We start from the raw sequence: 19,454 nt of genomic DNA on the forward strand, positions 1-19,454 counted from the left end.
CTGACCAGCCAGGGCGCGGCAAAGCTTGCCAATGCCGCCGCGCTGGGAACGAAAATCCAGATTACCGAAATGGCCGTGGGCGACGGCGGCGGCACGCTGCCCACGCCAGACGCGGCGCAGACAAAGCTTATCGGCGAAAAGCGCCGGGCCTCGCTGAACGCGCTGACGGTTGACGCGGCCAACAGCAGCCAGATTATCGCCGAGCAGATTATTCCCGAAAGCGAGGGCGGCTTCTGGATCCGGGAAATCGGGCTGTTTGACGCCGACGGCGTGCTGATTGCCGTGGCTAACTGCGCGGAGACCTACAAGCCACAGCTCGCCGAGGGCAGCGGCCGCACGCAGACGGTGCGCATGATTTTAATCGTTAACAGCACAAGCGCCGTCACGCTGAAAATCGACCCGTCCGTGGTGCTGGCAACGCGGCAGTACGTGGACAGCGCGGTGATTGAGGTAAAGGCTTATGCCGATAAGGCGCTGGCCGCGCACGTTGCCGCCGCCAATCCGCACAAGCAGTACCTGCAAACGGCCAATGCGCTGGCGGAAATTAAGGACGCCGGACTGGTTGCGAAAGCGCTGGCCGCGCTGGGCCTGGGCGACGGTTCGGCGGTGCCGGTCGGCGTGCCGCTGCCTTACCCGGCGGCAACCGCGCCGGACGGCTGGCTGAAGTGCAACGGCGCATCGTTCAGCGCCACGACCTATCCGCTGCTGGCTAAAGTCTATCCGTCGCTGAAACTGCCCGATCTGCGCGGCGAGTTTATTCGCGGCTGGGACGACGGGCGCGGCGTGGATAATGGGCGTACCCTGTTGGCCGCGCAGGGGGACGCAATCAGAAACATTACGGCAGCGTTTACCACTAATAACGGCTGGGGATTCAGTGGGGCTTCCGGGGCGTTTTATACCGACGTACTGAACCCGGCATCAACCCGCTTTGCAACCGATACCAACTTGGGTTCAACGACTAACAACGCCTCGCGGTTTATGCTGGATGCCTCGCGGCAGGTTCCTACTGCGGGCGAAAACAGGCCGCGCAACATTGCATTTAACTACATCGTGAGGGCCGCATAATGGCGATTACCTTGGATAAAAGCGGCCTGGCGAAAGCGGCCGGCACGCTGACGGTTTACAACTACGATAGCCTGACCGGTGAGTTTACCGGCGCAACGGATGAATATTTGCCGCAGGGCGTGGGCGTCCCGGCCTGCGCCTGCAGCAGCGCGCCGCCTTCTGCGGAAACCGGTTTTGTGGCGGTTTACCGCGACGGCGGCTGGCAGAGCGTTGCCGATCATCGTGGTAAAACCGTCTGGTCAACTGCGGACGCTACGGCAACAGAAATTACCGTGCCGGGCGATTATCCGGCAGGCACCACCACGCAGGCACCGGCAACCGCGTTTGATAAATGGGACGGCGAAAAATGGGTAACGGACGGCGAAGCACAGCAGGCCGCAGCGGTGAGTGAGGCGGAAGCGGAAAAGGCCGCACGTATCAGCGAAGCCAACAGCACGACGCAGGCGTGGCAGACGCAGCTGCGGCTCGACATGATCACGGATGCGGATAAGATAACGCTGACTGCGTGGATGAAGTACGTGCAGGAAGTACAGACGATTAAAACCACAAATACTAATAATATAAAATGGCCAAAAAAGCCTTAGTTTAGAGCCCTCGCGGGCTCTTCTTTAAATGATAAAAAAAATAAACCCGACAGCCCAAAGCATTATCCATGTATAAATTGGAATTATTAGGCTTGGATTTTCAATGTTGGCGCTGAATGGGGATGGTCCTTCTTTTTTTACAAGAACATATAACCATGCGTGTATGAGGGAAACAATTAAAAGGGAAACTGTGCAAGCTAAAATAATTAATCCTTGCCCCAAGTTCATTGGATCTGACCCTTGAATAGTATTGTAAATTGTCATTAGTATTATTATAAAGAAAGTTAAGGCTAAGCTGCTAACCCACAGCAGCCAGTCACCATTTATTTTCCTAATCAATGAGCCGAACTTTCCGAGTGGCTTTTCTTGCGACCATGCGCCTTTGTACTTTACTTCCATATCTTTGAATGAAATAGCTATCATAAATATGAATATGTTTGAAAATGCAATAAACTGAAGGAGCTTGGTTGTGTTTTTAGTATATCCCATAAAATAATCTATAGCCGAAAATCCTGTGGAATGTGATATAGCGTAATATGTTATGAGTGCGGATAATGTCCAAAATGATAATCGGTAGTATATTTCTCTGCGCAAATCTTCTTTGATCCATGTTTCAATGAAGCTTGTTTCGGCAGAGTTTAGTTGTTTTGCCTTTTCAGTTTTATTCATGGAGTTTTCACCCGAGGTATTTTTTGAATGCTAAAGTTAGTTGTTAATTACTAGTAGTTTTTATACATTATGGCAAGATGTTTTGTCATCCTTCAGCAAACCCCAATCGAATGCACCGCCCCGCCTGAACGGGCAATCTGAGCGCACCCATTTAACGGAGTGCATCAGATGTCTGATTACCATCACGGTGTCCGCGTCGTCGAAATCAACGACGGCACGCGCACCATTTCCACCGTCTCTACGGCGATTGTCGGGCTGGTCTGTACCGCCGACGATGCCGACGCGACCGCGTTCCCACTGAACACGCCGGTACTGTTAACCAACGTGCAGGCCGGTATCGCGAAAGCCGGTAAAAAAGGCACGCTGGCCGCTTCCCTGCAGGCGATTGCCGACCAGTCGAAGCCCGTCACCGTCGTGGTGCGCGTGCCCGAAGGCGCGACCGACGCGGAAACCATTTCCAATATCATCGGCACCACCGACGAAAACGGCCAGTATACCGGCATGAAGGCGCTGTTAAGCGCGCAGACGCAGCTCGACGTCAAGCCGCGCATTCTCGGCGTGCCGGGCCTCGACTCGCTGGAGGTGGCGACCGCGCTTGCCAGCATCGCGCAGCAGCTGCGCGCCTTCTGTTACGTCTCGGCGTGGAACTGCAAAACCGTCTCTGACGCCATGAAGTACCGCGAAAATTTCAGCCAGCGCGAAATAATGGTTATCTGGCCGGATTTCATTGCCTGGAACACCACCGCCAACGCATCTGAAACCGCGTACGCCACCGCCCGCGCGCTGGGCCTGCGTGCCAAAATCGACAAAGACACCGGCTGGCACAAGACGCTTTCTAACGTTGGCGTGAACGGCGTCACCGGTATTTCGGCGGGCGTCTTCTGGGACTTGCAGCAGACCGGCACCGACGCCGACCTGCTGAATGAAGCCTGCGTGACCACGCTTATCCGCAAAGACGGCTTTCGCTTCTGGGGAAACCGCACCTGCAGCGACGATCCGCTGTTCGCGTTTGAGTGCTACACCCGCACTGCGCAGGTACTGGCCGACACGATGGCCGAGGCGCATATGTGGGCCAACGACAAGCCACTTACGCCGGTACTGGTGCGCGAAATTATCGCGGGCATCAACGCCAAATTCCGCGAGCTGGTCAACGCCGGTTATCTGCTGGGCGCATCGTGCTGGTATGACGAGGCGGCCAACGACAAAGACACCCTGAAGGCGGGCAAGCTGTCGATTGACTACGACTATACCCCCGTGCCGCCGCTGGAAGATTTAACCCTGCGCCAGCGTATTACCGACTCCTATCTGGCGAACTTCGCCGCGTCCGTTAACAGCTGAGGACTGAAAAATGGCACTGCCAAGAAAACTCAAGGGGATGAACCTCTTTAACGACTCAAACAGCTATCAGGGCGTCGTGACCAGCGTCACGCTGCCGAAGCTGTCCCGCAAGCTTGACGCTTTCCGGGGCGGCGGCATGAGCGGCGCGGCGCATATCGATATGGGCCTGGACGACGACGCGCTGGATATCGAATGGAGCATCGGCGGTATCGATGAACTGGTGCTGACGCAGTGGGGCGCAACGTCCGTGCCGCTGCGCTTTACCGGCTCTTACCAGCGCGACGACACCGGCGAGGAAATCGCGTTGGAGATTGAGGTGCGCGGCAAGCATCAGGCGTTTGATTTTGGCGAGGCCAAACAGGGCGAGGACACAGAAACCAAAATCACCACCAAATGCACCTATTACAAAATGACCTTTAACGGCAAGGAGCTGATTGAAATCGACACCATCAACATGGTGGAGAAGGTCAGCGGCACTGACCGACTGGAGCAGCGCCGTAAAAATATCGGCCTCGTTTAATTACTGAGCCAGCGCCCGGCGCTGGCCTTATCCCGACTTAAAAAAGAGAACAATCATGGAAAACAAAGAAAATATCGTTACCCTGGAAACTCCGGTGATGCGCGGCGAGCAGGCAATCAGCACTATTGAAGTGATTAAACCCAATTCCGGCGCGCTGCGCGGCACCCGCCTGGCCGACCTTGCAGGCTCGGACGTGGACGCGCTGATTACCGTGCTGCCGCGCATCACGCTGCCGACGCTGACAAAGGCGGAATGCCTGAATCTCGATCCGGCTGACCTGATTGCGCTGGCCGGTAAGGTGATCGGTTTTTTGTCGCCGAAGTCGGACGAGTAAGCTGGCCCAAAGCGCTGACCGTTAACGAGCTGATGGCGGACATAGCCACCGTGTTTCACTGGCCGCCGTCTGAAATGTACGACATGCCGCTGGGCGAGCTTATCGACTGGCGGCACAAGGCTGTCGTGCGCAGCGGAGTAAAGACCGATGAATAACCTCAAGTTGCAGGTGCTGCTGAAGGCGGTAGACCAGGCGTCGCGCCCGTTTAAAGCCATTCAGAACCAGACGAAAGCGCTGGCGGGCGGCATCCGCGACACGCAAAGCAGCCTGAAGGAGCTGGACGCGCAGGCGGCGAAGATTGACGGCTTTCGCAAGGCGAGCGGTCAGCTTGCGGTCACGCAGCAGCGCCTGAAGGATGCCAAAGCCGAGGCCGCCGCGCTGGCCGTGGCCTTTAAAAATACTGAAAAGCCCACCACGGCGCAGGCCCGTGCGCTGGAAAAAGCCCGGCAGGCGGCCAGCGAGTTGCAGACCAAAACTAACGGCCTGCGCCTGTCGGTGCAGCAGCAGCGCGAGGCGCTGAACGCAGCACGGATCTCCACCAAGAGCCTCGGCAGCGAGCAGCAGCGGCTGAAAACCGCCGCCGCACAGGCGACCGCCACCCTGAGCCGTCAGAAAATGGAGCTGCAGCGCCTGAGTAAGCAGCAGGAGCGGCTGAACCAGACCGGCGAGCGCTACCGTAAGGGCCAGGAAATGTCGGCGAAGATGCGCAACGTCGGCGCGGCCGGTGTCGGTGCCGCCACGGTTGGCGCGGTCGCGGCTTCTTCTGTGCTGCGTCCGGGCTACGACTTCGCGCTGGCCAACTCCACGCTGCAGGCGACGCTCGGTCTGGATAAAAACTCCGCCGACTTTCAGTCGCTGCGCACCCAGGCGCGCAGCATCGGCGACAACACGGCGGCCTCGGCCAACGACGCCGCGCAGGCGCAGATTGTTATCGCCAAATCGGGCGCAAGCGTTGACGACATCAAGGCGGCCACGCCGGTAACGCTGAATATGTCGCTGGCGAACAACCGCACGATGGAAGAAAGCGCCGAGCTTTTAATGAGCACGAAAAACGCGTTCGGGCTGGCTAACAGCGAGGTCGCGCACCTGGGCGACGTGATATCCGCGACGCTCAACAAAACCGCTACCAAATTCGACGACCTGAGCGACGCCATGCCCTACGTCGCATCGGTGGCTAAAAATGCGAAGGTCAGCGCCGAGCAGACGGCGGCGATGATTGGATCGCTGGCTAACAACGGCACGACCGGCAGCATGGCCGGGACGGGCATTCGCGCCATGCTGCTGCGCGTGCAGGGGCCGACCGGCGAGGCATTCAAGGCGATTAAAGAGCTGGGCGTGAAGACCGCCGACAGCAAGGGCAATCTGCGGCCGTTTTTCACCATCCTGAAGGAGATGCAAAAGTCCTTTGATAAAAACAAGCTCGGTGATACCCAGCAGGCGGAATATCTTAAAACCATCTTCGGCGAGGAGGCCGCGTCGGCAGCCGTCACGCTGATGAAGTCCGCCGCCAGCGGCGAGCTGGACAGGCTGACAAAAACCTTTCAGGGATCGGACGGCAGCACGGCAAAGCTGGTTAACGTGCAGCAGGATAACCTCGGCGGCGACTTCAAGGAGCTGCAGTCGGCGAAAGAAGCTATCGGCACCGATCTCTTTGACGGCCTCGATAAAACCCTGCGCTCGCTGACAAAGCAAACCACGAAATTTTTGCTGAACGTGGACGGCTGGATCCAGAAAAACCCCGTACTGGCTAAAGGGCTGACCCTGGCCGCGACGGCGGGACTGGTTTTAGTGGGCGCAATTGGTGCAATCGGCCTGGTCGCCTGGCCGGTAATTACCGGCATCAATGCGATTATTGGCGGCGCTGGACTGCTTCGCACTGCCTTCACCAAAGCGGGCGAGGCCATTGTGACGGAGCTGGGGCTAATTTCATGGCCGGTTGTGGCCGTTGTGGCCGCCGTGGTTGCGGGAGCGTTGCTTATCCGTAAGTACTGGCAGCCGATTAAGGCATTTATGGGCGGCGTGGCCGAGGGCTTTAAGGCCGCGATAGGGCCAATCAGCGAGGCGTTCGGGCCATTAAAACCGGTCTTTGACTGGATAACGGACAAGATAAAAGCCGCATGGAACTGGTTTAAAAAGCTGCTGGAGCCGGTAAAGTCCACGCAGGCGGAGCTGAAAAGCGCGGGCGATATGGGCAAGAAGTTCGGCAACGCGCTGGCCGAGGGGCTGAAGATACCCGGTAAGGCGCTCGACCAGCTTACAAGCGGCATAAGCTGGATGCTGGAAAAGCTGCACCTTATCGACTCCAAATCCGACGACCTTAAAGACAAGGTGCCGGGAGGCGATCCGAACAATCCAAAGGATAAACACGACCCGGTCGCGCCGAACGGCCTGCCGTGGAGCCTGGCCGATACCGGCACACCGTATAAGCCGGTAACGTCACCGGCGGCGGGCGGCTACAGCGACCAGAGCCAGAACAGCTACCAGTACGATATTCACATGCATCCGGGTATGACCAAAGACGACGCGCTGGCGCTGATGGCGCAGCATCAGGCCCGCGAACAACGCAACCGCCAGGCGCAGCAGCGCAGCAAGATGGGATGGGAATAACATGATGATGATTTACGGGCTGCTGCCGTTTATGCGCCAGACGCTGCCCTATTCGGATATGCAGCAAAATATCGACTACCGCTGGCCCACTAACAGCCGCATCGGGCAGCGGGCGTCGGCGCAGTTCCTCGGCGTGGGCGATGAAAAAATCACCCTGACCGGCGAGCTGCGCCCGGAAGTCACCGGCGGCGCCGTGTCGCTGCTGAGCTTTAAGCTGCTGGCCGACGAGGGCCGGGCGTGGCCGCTGATTGGCGGTAACGGCACCATTTACGGCATGTACGTGACGGAGAACTTTTCCGCCTCGCACAGCGATTTTTTAAGCAACGGCAGCGCGCTGAAAATCACCTTTACGCTGAGCCTGAAGCGCGTTGACGAATCGTTAACGTCGATGTATGGCGACCTGAAAAAGCAGGCCGACGGGCTGATAAGCGGCGCGGGCAGCCTGCCGGGCCAGGTCACGTCGGTAATCAGCCAGGCGAAAACCGTCGTCGCCAGCGCGAGCGCAACCGTGGGCGGGCTGCTGTCATGAGCATCAGCAGCATGGCAATACAGGCGGGCGCGCAGATGGCGCCGGACTTTATGCTGTCGGTGAACTCCAGAGACGTAACGGCCAATATCCGCGACCGGCTTATCTCGCTGACGCTGACCGATAACCGGGGCTTTGAGGCTGACCAGCTCGACCTTGAGCTGGACGACGCCGACGGGCTGCTGGCGATGCCGGTGCGCGGCGCGGTGATTACGCTGTTTCTCGGCTGGAAGGGCCAGGCGCTGGTCGGCAAAGGCGAGTTTACCGTGGACGAGGTGGAGCATCACGGCGCGCCGGACACCATGACCATCCGGGCGCGCAGCGCGGACTTTCGCGGCTCGCTGAATTCCCGGCGCGAAGTGTCGTATCACGATACTACCCTGGGCGAGGTCGTGAAGCAGATAGCGGAGCGTAACAAGCTAAGTCCCGTGCTGGCTGACGGCTTCGCCGCGCAGGCGGTGAGCCATATTGACCAGACGCAGGAAACCGATGCGGCATTCCTGACGCGGCTTGCCACGCTGTACGGCGCGGTGGCGGCGGTAAAAGCCGGAAAGCTGCTGTTTCTGCGACCGGGCAGCGGCGTAACGGCCAGCGGTAAGCCCATTCCGCAACTGAACATCACCCGGCAGGACGGCGACCGGCACAGCTTCAGTATTGCCGACCGGGGCGCTTATACCGGCGTGTCGGCAAGCTGGCTGCATACCAAAGACCCGAAGCCGAAAAAGGTAAAGGTGAAGCGCAAGCCGAAAGAGAAGCACCTGCGCGCGCTGGAGCATCCGGCGGCTAAAAAGAAAAAGGCCGCAGCCAAAACGCCAGAGGCAAAGGAGGGTGACTATCTGGCCGGCACGGAAGATAACGTGTTTGCGCTGACCACGGTTTATGCCACTAAGGCCGCCGCGATGCGGGCCGCAAAGGCGAAATGGGACAAGCTGCAGCGCGGCGTTGCCGAGTTCTCGCTGACGCTGGCAATGGGGCGGGCGGATCTCTTCCCGGAAACGCCGGTAAAAGTCAGCGGGTTTAAGGCAGTGATCGACGCGCAGCCGTGGCTAATCAGCAAGGTAACGCACAGCCTGAGCGGCAGCGGCTATACGACGGCGCTGGAGTTTGAGGTGTTGCTGTCGAATGTTGAGTATGAAACTGAATCAGAAAATTAAAACTCACTTTAAGTGAATTTTATTGTTATTTTTGTAGGTTTAGGTTATTAAGGCAGTGTACACAAGGAGAACGCTACCATGATGCATTGCCCGCTTTGCCAGACCGCTGCCCATGCCAAAAGCAGCCGCTATATCTCACGCGAAACAAAAGAACGTTATCACCAGTGCCAGAACATTAACTGCAGCTGCACTTTCAAGACGCACGAAAGCATAGCGGGGATGATCGTCTCGCCAGGCCAGACTAACAAGGTGCCGATTTTTACACACAACGACAGACAACCATCATTGCTTCACTGACAGGCCCGCGAAAGCGGGTTTTTTATATTATATTCAGCGTATAAAAAATAGTTTCGTTTTAATGATTCCAAATGTAATCTGTACTTCCTGACGTTAGGCGGGGAACCCCGCACTCTCTGTACACTCGCCGTAATGCGGCATACCGTCAGGCAGCTTACGGGAGCTGCGGCCTTGCCGGGCTGACGCGGACTTGAAGCTGCCGAAGGTTGCGGATGGCCTCAAGGGGTCGCCGGGTTATTTAGTTTGGACTATGCGCATGCGCTAAGAAGCGTCAGGACTGTATAGAGGGAACAAGAATGTCTAATAACACTCTTGGCTTAGTGGGGAAACTTTTGGTTGCGAAAGCGATCCTTGTCGTTCTCAATGAGCTTTTAACATTCATTTTGAACGTACATGAGTTACTCCACGTAGTCCTAAACTACCTCAATAGGGAGGATTATTCGCAATGGAAATGTGGAAGCATAAATACGAAGTTAAGAAAAACAGATGGGTCCACGTACCTACGAAAGAAATTTATCTTTTTGGCAAGAAACTGCATAAAATAATCAGGAGGAAATGGGATGCGCCTGGTTATTATTATCACCTTCGTGAAGGCGGGCACGTTGCTGCTGCTAGTATCCACATGAAGAATGATTTTTTTTCTTTAATTGATATTGGAAATTTTTTCCAATCAACATCTCAAAGCAGAGTTACTCGCGAGCTTAAGACTTTAATTCCTTATGTAAAGGCGAGGGAAGCAGCTAAATACTCGACGGTAAGGATACCTAACACTAGTGTTAAAAAATTTTCTTTACCATACGGTTTCCCTCAATCACCTATATTATCTTCATTATGCTTGTATAATTCATATGCAGGTAAAGTGATCAATGATATTAGTGAGAATGGAGATGTTTTAGTTTCAGTTTACATGGATGATATTATCATTTCTGGAAAAGATTTTTATTTAGTAAGTAAAGCTCATGAAGATATAGCTACAGCGTTAAAAAAGTCCCGCTATGACATTAATGTTGAGAAAACGCAGCAAGTTGCTGATAGGGTCATAGTGTTCAATCTTGAACTTGCACAGAATCAGTTAAAGGTTACCCCAAAGAGGCTAGTTCAATTTATTCAAGCTTATGCAAAGACTGAAAACGAAAACGAAAAAAAAGGGATAGCAACTTACATCCATACTGTTAATCCCAATCAGGCGAGGTTGCATTTCCCTAAAAAATAATTTTATTAGTCTAATTTCTAATTAAAGTGAAAGACGTCTTTTCCTTTCTACTGAAAGACTGTGCAAAATCATTGTCCAAAAAAATGCGATGACTGCCCCAGCAAGAACCCATTGCAGAACGTCCGTACCGTTATCATACGCCCTTTTTAGATCTGCAAGCTGGTCTGGCATAAAGTTGAGCTTAATTTCAACGTAATCCCTTACAGCCTTGGCTCCAAGCCAGAAAGAACTTATCACTAGATAAATCACAGAGGATACAATAACTAGCTTTAAGAAAAGCCATTCAAGATAAAATTTTGGGTCGTGATAAGCGACGCCGGTCAACACTGAAAGCCCCAGGCAGTACCCTCCAACTAACCATCTAAAAGTCTCTGCATCAATTGCCATTTTGAAAGCCTCATCTTGACGTATGTTCAAAGAAGGAAAAATCAGGTGCGACACTTTTGCGACACTAACCACCACAAACAAAAAAGCCACTCCTTACGAAGTGGCTTAAATGCCTGATTTAACAGGTGAAATCTGGTGGCCCCTGCTGGACTTGAACCAGCGACCAAGCGATTATGAGTCGCCTGCTCTAACCACTGAGCTAAGGGGCCTGTGGCGCAGGATTATAAGGTAACTTGCCGATGCAATCCAGCGATTCGCTGCTGAGTGGCGGTTTTTTATCCATATGCTTAAGCGATATAACTGGTTAAATAACAAACCATTATCCCTTTACGCCCTCACTGGCAACGCCAGCGCTAAGTCGGTTCCAATCTGCTAAACACGTGCTAATGCCTGTTACATCCTGCTTTTGAAGGTTTACGCTGGCGAACCGGCGGGCCTTTACACTTTTAGCTATCACCCGGCGGGATCAGCGGTGGATGGTAAATGGCGGTGCTCCAGTAACGGCTGCTGGCGTGCTTTTCAGCCAGCCAGCCCTGTTTGCGTAGCTGGCGGGCGATTAGCTTATTCATAATGCCGTGTCCGGCCAGCAGCACGTTGCCCTGTTTCGCAAGCTCAATCAGCCGGTCGGCGGCCAGCTGTGCACGCTGCTGCGCCTGCCGGTAGGATTCCACCGAACCCGCATAGCCGCCCAGCCACATTATGCGCAGCATAAAAAGCCAGAACGCTGGCGGCAGATTAGGGTAGCCCAGGCGCATTAGCGGCAGCGAAACTTCGCTAAATAGGGGATCCACAGCGGCGGCCTGCAGGCCCAGCTTCTCCAGCGAGGATTGCGCACGAGGCAAGGGGCTGGCTACCACATAGTCTGCCGTGGCGGCGACCTGGCGGCACCTTTCCGGCGGCATATCCTGCACCAGCGACATATCGTAAGTCTCGCACCAGTCCGCCATCGCCAGCGCGGACAGGCGGCCATCAGAAACGTGATCCGGCTTGCCGTGACGCATCAGGATAATAGTCATGTATTTCCTCAAAATAGTTCTGCCGCCTGCGGAGAAAGAGGGCGCCTGAAGAGTTTGCCCGTCAGATCGCGCTATGTCATCACTCTGCAATCTACTGGCGCTAAGTTATTGCCGCTCGGGCCAAAACGCGAAGGCATAACGGGAAATAATTGGGTAAGTAGCTCTTTTAATTTAAGTTAAAGCGTCAAAAATTCCAATCCTGATGTAAATCAAATTAATGATTTAAAAGAAGATTTGTTCTGCAAGATTTTTCCTAATGTGAAGTTAATCTGAATTGTTTCACTTAATAACTTGATTTATCTACGCGCGTAGATACAATGGTGTCGCGTTGAAGATTCACGGTGGCGATGCTTACTTGCTCAGTGAAGGTCAAATTTACTTTACGTTTAAGACGACTGATAACCTAAATCAGCAGACGAAAAGTAAACAGAACGAAGTCCAACACCAGGGAACCCGTTACTGACCTTTACTAATGGCTCAGCAAAAGCGTGTCCTCACTGGCGGATTGCCGCAGTCACAGGCAGCCAGGGAAGGCAATACAGACCTCCATACTTCAGGGATTTTTTCATGTTGACACACGGCAATGAAAACGCCCCGTCTGCTGTTTCCGCAGCGGACGAGCGTTTAGCAACAACGGAAGGGCGCAAAGATTTTTGGCGGGCGACTTTTTCCTGCTGGCTGGGTACGGCAATGGAATACGCGGACTTCGCGCTTTATGGCCTGGCGGCCGGTATTATTTTCGGCGATGTCTTCTTTCCCAACGTCACGCCAGCAATGGCGCTACTCTCCAGCTTCGCTACCTGGTCGGTCGGTTTTATCGCCCGGCCCATCGGCGCGCTCTTTTTCGGCTGGCTGGGCGACCGCAAAGGCCGCAAAGTCGTGATGGTGACAACCATCATTCTGATGGGGCTTTCCACTACGCTTATCGGTGTTATTCCCGGCTACGCTTCTATCGGCGTCTGGGCACCTGTTTGTCTGGTTATTTTGCGTTTTAGCCAGGGGTTCGGCGCTGGTGCAGAGCTTTCCGGCGGTACCGTTATGCTGGGTGAATATGCGCCGGCAGAAAAGCGCGGCCTGGTCTCATCCGTTATCGCGCTGGGTTCCAATAGCGGCACGCTGATCGCCTCGTTGGTCTGGCTGGCGGTAGTGCAGATGGATCAGCAGCAGCTTCAGGAGTGGGGCTGGCGTATTCCTTTCCTTTGCAGCTCGCTGATAGCGCTGCTGGCGTTTTGGATCCGCCGCCATCTGAAAGAAACCCCGGTATTTGAGCGCAAAAATGCGGAAATCCAGGCGGCACGCGAAGGCAAACTGGTCGCTTACCAGCTTACGGCCGACCGCAGCCTGTGGCAGCGCAGCCGCTCGTTTCTGGTGATGCTGGGTCTGCGCATCGGCGAAAACGGCCCTTCCTACCTGGCGCAGGGTTTTATGATCGGCTATGTAGTAAAGGTGCTGGCGGTAGATAAATCGGTGGCAACCACGGCGGTGTTTATCGCCTCGCTGCTGGGTTTTTTAATTATTCCTTTTGCCGGCTGGCTGTCTGACCGTTTTGGCCGCCGTATTACCTACCGCTGGTTCTGTCTGCTGCTGGTTCTCTATGCTTTCCCGGCGTTTATGCTGCTTGATTCCCGTGAGCCTGCCGTAGTGATGGCCGTTATCGTCGTGGGGATGGGGCTGGCTTCGCTGGGCATCTATGGCGTGCAGGCTGCCTGGGGCGTAGAGCTGTTTGGCGTTAAACATCGCTACACTAAAATGGCTACTGCCAAAGAGTTGGGTTCTATTCTCTCTGGCGGCACCGCGCCGCTGGTGGCGGCGGCACTCTTATCCTGGACCGGCCACTGGTGGGTTATCGCAACTTATTTTGCCGTTATGGCAGGCATTGGATTCCTGACCACCTTTGTGGCGCCGGAAACCCGTGGACGCGATCTCAACGCGCCGGAAGATGCTATTTAACAGAAATGCGGGCTGGCTGTGCTGGCCCGTCAGGTAAAAGAGGTTACACATTGGCCAGACAAAGTTCTGAAAGGGCGACACGCGCCGATGTAGCCAGAGAAGCCGGTACTTCCGTTGCCGTCGTCAGTTATGTCATTAATAACGGTCCCAGGCCGGTGGCGGAAGCAACCCGTCGCCGCGTGCTGGAAGCGGTGCAGAAAACCGGCTACCGTCCCAACAGCCTGGCCAGAGCGCTGGCGCTGGGCTCGACCAAAACCTATGGTCTGGTGGTGCCCAATATCAGCAACGCTTTTGTTGCCTCTTTTGCCCACGCGCTGCAGCAGGAGGCGCTGAATAACGGTATGGTCATGCTGCTTGGCGATGCGGGCGACAGCCGCCAGCGCGAGCTGGAGCTGATCAACAGCCTGCTCAGCCAGCAGGTCGACGGGCTGTTTTACAACAGCGTCGATCGCCATCCCTATATCGATATTATTCAGGCCAGCGGCACGCCGCTGGTCATGCTGGATCGCGTTGAACCTACGCTGAACGTCAATATTCTGCGTGTGGACGAGCGCGGGGCAGCGTATCAGGTCACCGCGCATCTGCTTAGCCACGGCTATAAGCAGATTGGCATTATTAGCGGGCCGTCCGAAATGTATAACGCTCAGGATCGTCTCGCAGGCTGGCGGCAGGCGCTGGCGGATTTCGGCGTGGCGGAGCGAGCGGACTGGATTTTTCCGGCGTCCTACACGCGTGAGGGCGGTTACCTGGCGGCAAAGAAAATGCTTCAGGGGCAAGAGCTGCCACGGGCGCTGTTTGCTTCTAACGAATTGCAGGCAATCGGCTGCATCAGAGCGCTGGCAGAGCAGCACCTGCGCGTACCGGAAGATATCGCGCTGGTCTGTTTCAATGGCACGGAGCAGTCGGCCTTTCATGTACCTTCACTTACTACGGTGCGTCAGCCGGTAGAGGCAATGGCAAAAAAAGCGCTGGCCATGCTGGCGGCACCGCAAAGCGAAATCCAGCTGAGCGAGTTCTCTCATCAGCTACAAATCGGCGAATCCTGCGGCTGCGGCTTTGTTGCCGCGGTCGGAAAGCAACACAAGACTGACTAATGAAAAGAGTAATTATCGACTGCGATCCGGGTAACGGCGTGGCTGGCGCTAACGTGGATGACGGCCTGGCGCTGGCGTTAGCGCTCGGCTCACCGGCTATCAGCCTGGAAATGGTGACCGTCGTGGCGGGCAATACGCCCAGCCAGACCGGGTTTAATGTCGCTAAGGATTTGCTGGCCAGGCTGGATCGGGATGTCCCGGTTTATAAAGGCGCCGATCGCGCGCTGGTAGAACCGCCGGAACCCTGGCGCGAAACGCTGGATAATCGCGTCGGCCATAAGCAGTTAGAGCATCTCTGGCACGGCGTGCGGCCACCTCGTGCTTATCGCGCGCCGGATGAAGAAGCGGCTGATGCGATGGGTAAGCTGATCTGCGCTAATCCAGGCGAAATTACACTGGTTGCTATTGGCCCGCTGACCAACGTCGCGCTGGCGCTGGAGCGATATCCGCAGATGGCGGAAGCGGTGCGCGAAATAGCGATTATGGGCGGCGTATTTGCGCTGGATGATTTTATCAAAGACACGAATTTTGGTCTGGATCCGGAAGCGGCAAGGCGGGTTCTGACCAGCGGTGCCTGCCTTACGCTGGTGCCGATGGATGTCACAACCCAAACCATGCTGACCCCGGGCGATCTGCAACGAATCGAAACGCTGAATACGCCGCTGGCGAAATATGTTGGCGAAACGCTGCGGCCGTGGCTCGACTACTCCATGCAAACCCGCAAGCTGCCGGGCTGCTGGATCCACGATGTGCTGGTGGTGGCGTGGCTAATCGATCAGCGCGTTGCTACAGCAGCAGATTACTACGTAGATGTAGAGCTGAGGCCCGGCATGACAAGAGGAAAATCGTGGCGTTATCGTCTGCCGCTGCGGGTTGATACGGCGACAGGCGAGCTGACCGGCGGCCTGACGCACGTATTGCAAACGGTGGATAACGCCCGGCTGCTGAAGATGCTTGAGCAGGCGCTGGCGGGATAGGTTCGCTCAGGCAGTGCTGCTTTTCGCGCCATCATGCGGCTAAGTTCGGGCGTCGTTCTCTGTTTCCTGAATATCAGAACGCCAATAGTCAGCACTTCCCTGTGATGAATCTAGCCATTTTAGAGAATGAGGCGTTTCTTCAGCGCTGGCCGCCGACGGTCTTTTTCGCCCGCTGCCAGCGGATAGCGTCAATCAGCAGCAGAACCAGCAGGCTGATACCCATCACCGGCAGGCTGACCGCCAGCGCAACGGTGCAGACCAGTAGCAAAAAGCGCGCGCTAAGACCGAGCCGCCGCCAGCTGTAAATCAGGGTCTCTGCGGGATGGCAGCCCTGCGCGGCGGCGGGGCGACGCAGCCACCACAGGCGGTAGCCAAGCACAATCATTACGCATAATCCCAGGCCAAAAGCGGCCAGAATAAGCTGGTTCGGCAAACCGAACAGCACGCCCATATGCGCATCAACGCCCCAGCGGGTTAGCTTCGCCAGCAGCCCGAACTGCGCAAACTCAACTTTATCAACCACACGAAAGTTCGCTGGATCCACCGCCACGCTGTCTACGCGGGTCGGCCAGCGGCGATCGATTTCGCTGACCGTCCAGGCTTTGTCCGCTTTAGTGGTTGGGCGAATTTCGATTTTAGCCGCTCTTATTCCCGCCTCACGGGCAGCCTTCACTACGCCCTCGAACTGTGCTGGCGTCACGGCGGCGGCGGCCATAGCATGCTGGCTGCCGCTCATTGTCATCCCATCGGGCATTTTCATGCCCGGCATAGAATGGTGAGCGGCTGCGTGATGCTCTGCATGTTCATCCGCCAGCATCGGCTTGCCGGAAAGCAGCGATGTATTAACGGCAGGCGTCATCCAGCCGAAATGAGCGCGCATGGCGGAAATATTATCGCCGGCCCAGCGCGACCAGGTCAGGCCGGTGGCGGAGAAAAACAGCAGGCCCAGCAGTAAAACCAGCCCCAGGCTGCTGTGCAGGGTACGCTGGCGCAGGATCTGCTGGCCCCGGCCTTTGGCGCGGCGCGGTGGTCGGCTCGTCGCCCAGAGCAGCACGCCGCCAAGCGCCGCAACCCACAGCCAGCTTGCGGCCAGCTCGCTGTAATTCCTGCCCAAATCGCCCAGCAGCAGGTTGCGGTGCAGGTAATCCAGCCAGGTGCGCAGCGGCAGCACGCCGCTGGTGCCGTATACCGGCAGCATGCCGCGGATCTCCAGCGTGCCGGGATCGACAAACACCGCCAGGCTTTCAGAAGGGCCAGACGAAGGCGTGATAAACATGACGCGCGTAGTTTCGCCAGCGCCAGGCGCAGGCCGTACGGCGCTAATGGTTAAACCGGGATCGGCAAATTTTTGTGCCGCCTCGATCTGGTCTGCCAGCGGTTTTGCCGGTTCTACGGCATCGGTAAATAGCTGATGGGCATAGAGCGAGTTCTCCAGCTGTGGCGTCAGCACATAGAGGGTACCGGTTAGCGCAGCGACGAAGATAAAAGGCGCGATAAACAAGCCAATGTAAAAATGCAGGCGACGCAGCAATGGCAGCAGCGCGCTGGAAGAGGTAGAGGCGCGCAGAGGCTGCGCCAGCGTTTTTTCTGACATACGAATTCCATCCGCCTGAAGTCAGGCATAAGCAGATAAATGTCGCAATAGCGACGCTCTTTAAACGAGAGTGCTTAGCTGTGCGGCGGCGCGCGTGGATGGAAAAAACGGGGAACAAAACGGGCAACAACAGGGCGCAACAAAGGCAGGGCGGGCAGCCTGGCGGCCTGAAGTGCCGACCAGAGCGGCGGCAGCCGGGTAAGATCGAGCGGCAGATGCGCCAGCAGCACACAATAGCCGCAGGCGCTGTCATCCATCATAGATATGCCCGCGCCGTTTGGCGTTGCCATTTTGCCGCCTGACATAGCGTGCTGATCTTCTGGCATTGCGGCTTCGTCGCCCGCCATAGCGTGCTGGTGTTCTGGCATTGCGGCCTGTAGTGCCGTATCGACATTCATTGCGGCCATATCGTCCATCGCCATGCCGGGCATCATCATGCTGTGCCACGCAGGCGAAGCCACCAGCGATTTAGAAATCACCGGCGCGATAAACAGCAGGATGACGGCAAGCAGGCCAAGCCAGGCGGCAAGGTGGCTGCGCCGCATTTTAATCAGCGACAGGTTTGGCATTTCCTTTACGGCAACGTACGCGATCCGGCGGCCAGTGTAGCAAATTTGTTCATGGGAGTTGTGAAAAGGTTGCTTACATCCTGAATTAAAGCCTGACAACTGCCCTGGCCTGTACTGGGTTCTTACATGCTACAAACAAATACTTAACATTTATGCCGCTGCCCCTGGCGGACTTTTTGCAGTCTGTAAGACAGGAACCTTCCCTATGTTTGACTGGACTTCAACCCAGCGCAATGTGGCCTTTGCCAGTTTTGCCAGCTGGATGCTGGACGCGTTCGATTTTTTTATCCTGGTGTTCGTGCTGAGCGATATCGCGGCAAATTTCCACGCTGAAATTTCCGAGGTCTCGCTGGCGATAATGCTGACGCTGGCGGTGCGGCCAATCGGCGCGCTGCTGTTTGGTCGCCTGGCGGAGAAGTATGGCCGTCGCCCCATCCTGATGCTCAATATTATGCTGTTCTCGGTGTTTGAGCTGCTTTCCGCCTGGTCGCCCACGCTGAATACTTTTTTGGTTTTGCGGGTGATTTACGGCATCGCTATGGGCGGCGTCTGGGGCGTGGCCTCTTCGCTGGCGATGGAAACCATCCCCGATCGATCCCGTGGCCTGATGTCCGGCATCTTTCAGGCAGGCTATCCGGCGGGTTATCTGCTGGCCTCGATTATCTTTGGCCTCTGCTACGATTTCGTCGGCTGGCGCGGCATGTTCCTGATTGGCGCGATGCCGGTGCTGCTGCTGCCGTTTATCTGGTTTAAAGTGCCGGAATCACCAGTTTGGCTCGCCGCCAGAGCGAGTAAAGAGAGCGTGGCGCTGCTGCCGACGGTACGCAAACACTGGAAGCTGTGCCTCTATCTGGTCGGGCTGATGGCCTGCTTTAACTTTTTTAGCCACGGTACTCAGGATCTCTATCCAACCTTCCTGAAAGTGCAACACGGCTTCGATCCGCATACGGTTAGTTTAATCGCCGTCGCCTACAACATCGCGGCGATGCTGGGCGGCGTATTTTTCGGCTCGCTCTCGGAAAAAATCGGCCGCAAAAAGGCGATGATTATCGCCGCGCTGCTGGCGCTGCCGGTATTGCCGCTGTGGGCTTTTTCCACCGGTTCCTTCACTATCGGGCTGGGCGCTTTTCTGATGCAGTTTATGGTGCAGGGCGCGTGGGGCGTGGTACCGACTTATCTCACCGAACTGGTGCCAGCCAACACGCGCGCGGTATTGCCAGGCTTTGTTTATCAGCTGGGCAACCTGATCGCTTCCGTTAACGCGACGCTGCAATCCGGCATCGCCGAAGCGCACGGCAATAATTATGGCTTAGCGATGGCGATAGTAGCCGGAACGGTCGCGGTGCTGATTGCACTGATTGTTGCCTGCGGTAAAGAAACGCGCGGGCTGGAGATAACCAGGCAAAAAGAATAGAGCATGGCCGGAGCGCAGGCTTTGGCAGCCTGCGCTGAGGTTGATGACAAAGTATGCTGGTTAGGCTCAGGAGGGCCTGTGTCTTCCGCAAAGACGCAAAAAGCATCGTCCATGATAGCTCAGTACGGACCGTCCATGGCCCGTAG

General features: G+C 56.1%; 20 protein-coding genes and 1 tRNA gene. 15 read left to right on the forward strand and 6 right to left on the reverse strand.

The features are described 5' to 3' along the window. Nucleotides 1–1,065 (forward strand): phage tail protein (locus ACETPC_RS22120; RefSeq protein ID WP_380184624.1); only part of this gene is annotated, 1,065 nt, incomplete at its 5' end. Next, on the forward strand, nucleotides 1,065–1,649 hold the full coding sequence (locus ACETPC_RS22125; protein ID WP_380184625.1) for a tail fiber assembly protein: 585 nt from the start codon (nucleotides 1,065–1,067) through the stop codon (nucleotides 1,647–1,649). The genes ACETPC_RS22120 and ACETPC_RS22125, both read left to right, overlap by 1 nt. A gap of 24 nt (nucleotides 1,650–1,673) precedes the next feature. On the opposite strand, the gene ACETPC_RS22130 is transcribed toward ACETPC_RS22125, so the two are convergent. Continuing rightward, entirely contained in the window at nucleotides 1,674–2,318 is a 645-nt protein-coding gene (locus ACETPC_RS22130) for a hypothetical protein (RefSeq protein WP_380184626.1), read from the reverse strand. Nucleotides 2,319–2,486: 168 nt separating this feature from the next. Between ACETPC_RS22130 and ACETPC_RS22135 the strand changes: the two genes are divergently transcribed. From ACETPC_RS22135 to ACETPC_RS22175, 9 genes are all read left to right on the forward strand, one after another. Next, nucleotides 2,487–3,656 (forward strand): phage tail sheath protein, encoded by a 1,170-nt coding sequence (locus ACETPC_RS22135; protein ID WP_380184627.1) that lies wholly within the window; start codon nucleotides 2,487–2,489, stop codon nucleotides 3,654–3,656. Nucleotides 3,657–3,666: 10 nt separating this feature from the next. Continuing rightward, nucleotides 3,667–4,176: a phage major tail tube protein gene (locus tag ACETPC_RS22140; RefSeq protein ID WP_380184628.1), complete on the forward strand. Its 510-nt coding sequence runs from the start codon at nucleotides 3,667–3,669 to the stop codon at nucleotides 4,174–4,176. Nucleotides 4,177–4,231: 55 nt separating this feature from the next. Continuing rightward, a complete protein-coding gene (locus ACETPC_RS22145) occupies nucleotides 4,232–4,510 on the forward strand; it encodes a phage tail assembly protein (RefSeq protein WP_380184629.1) in 279 nt (92 codons plus the stop codon). A 32-nt stretch (nucleotides 4,511–4,542) separates the two neighbouring features. Continuing rightward, on the forward strand, nucleotides 4,543–4,665 hold the full coding sequence (locus ACETPC_RS22150; RefSeq protein ID WP_301730236.1) for a GpE family phage tail protein: 123 nt from the start codon (nucleotides 4,543–4,545) through the stop codon (nucleotides 4,663–4,665). After that, nucleotides 4,658–7,117, forward strand: a complete 2,460-nt coding sequence (locus ACETPC_RS22155; RefSeq protein WP_380184630.1) for a phage tail tape measure protein — start codon at nucleotides 4,658–4,660, stop codon at nucleotides 7,115–7,117. The genes ACETPC_RS22150 and ACETPC_RS22155 overlap by 8 nt, the downstream gene beginning before the upstream one ends. A gap of 1 nt (nucleotide 7,118) precedes the next feature. Then, entirely contained in the window at nucleotides 7,119–7,646 is a 528-nt protein-coding gene (locus ACETPC_RS22160; RefSeq protein WP_380184631.1) for a phage tail protein, read from the forward strand. Next, entirely contained in the window at nucleotides 7,643–8,797 is a 1,155-nt protein-coding gene (locus ACETPC_RS22165; protein ID WP_380184632.1) for a phage late control D family protein, read from the forward strand. Before ACETPC_RS22160 ends, ACETPC_RS22165 begins: the two co-directional genes overlap by 4 nt. Nucleotides 8,798–8,875: 78 nt before the next feature. After that, nucleotides 8,876–9,094, forward strand: coding sequence for an ogr/Delta-like zinc finger family protein (locus ACETPC_RS22170; protein WP_124234400.1), 219 nt, complete (start codon nucleotides 8,876–8,878; stop codon nucleotides 9,092–9,094). Between the two features lie 445 nt (nucleotides 9,095–9,539). Beyond that, on the forward strand, nucleotides 9,540–10,307 hold the full coding sequence (locus tag ACETPC_RS22175) for a reverse transcriptase domain-containing protein (RefSeq protein WP_380184633.1): 768 nt from the start codon (nucleotides 9,540–9,542) through the stop codon (nucleotides 10,305–10,307). A gap of 21 nt (nucleotides 10,308–10,328) precedes the next feature. Here ACETPC_RS22175 and ACETPC_RS22180 read toward each other — a convergent pair whose 3' ends face one another. The 3 genes from ACETPC_RS22180 to ACETPC_RS22190 form a co-directional block, all read right to left on the reverse strand. Further along, nucleotides 10,329–10,775 carry a hypothetical protein gene (locus ACETPC_RS22180; protein WP_380184634.1) on the reverse strand — a complete coding sequence of 149 codons (447 nt, stop codon included), beginning with the start codon at nucleotides 10,773–10,775 and terminating at the stop codon, nucleotides 10,329–10,331. Between the two features lie 52 nt (nucleotides 10,776–10,827). Continuing rightward, nucleotides 10,828–10,903: transfer RNA gene (locus ACETPC_RS22185), tRNA-Ile, on the reverse strand. Between the two features lie 237 nt (nucleotides 10,904–11,140). Further along, nucleotides 11,141–11,710: a histidine phosphatase family protein gene (locus tag ACETPC_RS22190; RefSeq protein ID WP_380184635.1), complete on the reverse strand. Its 570-nt coding sequence runs from the start codon at nucleotides 11,708–11,710 to the stop codon at nucleotides 11,141–11,143. A gap of 567 nt (nucleotides 11,711–12,277) precedes the next feature. Between ACETPC_RS22190 and ACETPC_RS22195 the strand changes: the two genes are divergently transcribed. From ACETPC_RS22195 to ACETPC_RS22205, 3 genes are read left to right on the forward strand one after another with little or no spacing between them, the layout of a single operon-like run. Further along, entirely contained in the window at nucleotides 12,278–13,660 is a 1,383-nt protein-coding gene (locus tag ACETPC_RS22195; RefSeq protein ID WP_380184636.1) for an MFS transporter, read from the forward strand. A 50-nt stretch (nucleotides 13,661–13,710) separates the two neighbouring features. Continuing rightward, the gene (locus ACETPC_RS22200; RefSeq protein WP_380184637.1) at nucleotides 13,711–14,754 is read left to right on the forward strand and encodes a LacI family DNA-binding transcriptional regulator; all 1,044 of its coding nucleotides are present in this window, start codon (nucleotides 13,711–13,713) and stop codon (nucleotides 14,752–14,754) included. After that, nucleotides 14,754–15,731, forward strand: coding sequence for a nucleoside hydrolase (locus ACETPC_RS22205; protein WP_380184638.1), 978 nt, complete (start codon nucleotides 14,754–14,756; stop codon nucleotides 15,729–15,731). Before ACETPC_RS22200 ends, ACETPC_RS22205 begins: the two co-directional genes overlap by 1 nt. Before the next feature lie 139 nt (nucleotides 15,732–15,870). Here the strand turns inward: ACETPC_RS22205 and ACETPC_RS22210 are convergent, their stop codons facing one another. Further along, nucleotides 15,871–17,325 carry a PepSY-associated TM helix domain-containing protein gene (locus ACETPC_RS22210; protein ID WP_380184639.1) on the reverse strand — a complete coding sequence of 485 codons (1,455 nt, stop codon included), beginning with the start codon at nucleotides 17,323–17,325 and terminating at the stop codon, nucleotides 15,871–15,873. Nucleotides 17,326–17,399: 74 nt separating this feature from the next. Beyond that, nucleotides 17,400–17,894 (reverse strand): DUF2946 domain-containing protein, encoded by a 495-nt coding sequence (locus tag ACETPC_RS22215; protein WP_380184640.1) that lies wholly within the window; start codon nucleotides 17,892–17,894, stop codon nucleotides 17,400–17,402. 205 nt (nucleotides 17,895–18,099) lie between these two features. On the opposite strand from ACETPC_RS22215, the gene ACETPC_RS22220 reads away from it, so the two are divergent. Then, complete coding sequence (locus tag ACETPC_RS22220) at nucleotides 18,100–19,308, forward strand: MFS transporter (RefSeq protein ID WP_380184641.1); 1,209 nt, start codon at nucleotides 18,100–18,102, stop codon at nucleotides 19,306–19,308. The last annotated feature ends 146 nt before the right edge of the window (nucleotides 19,309–19,454 follow it).

Origin of the sequence: Pantoea sp. sgz302252, from assembly GCF_042610525.1 — a bacterium.
Classification (GTDB): Bacteria; Pseudomonadota; Gammaproteobacteria; order Enterobacterales; family Enterobacteriaceae; genus Erwinia.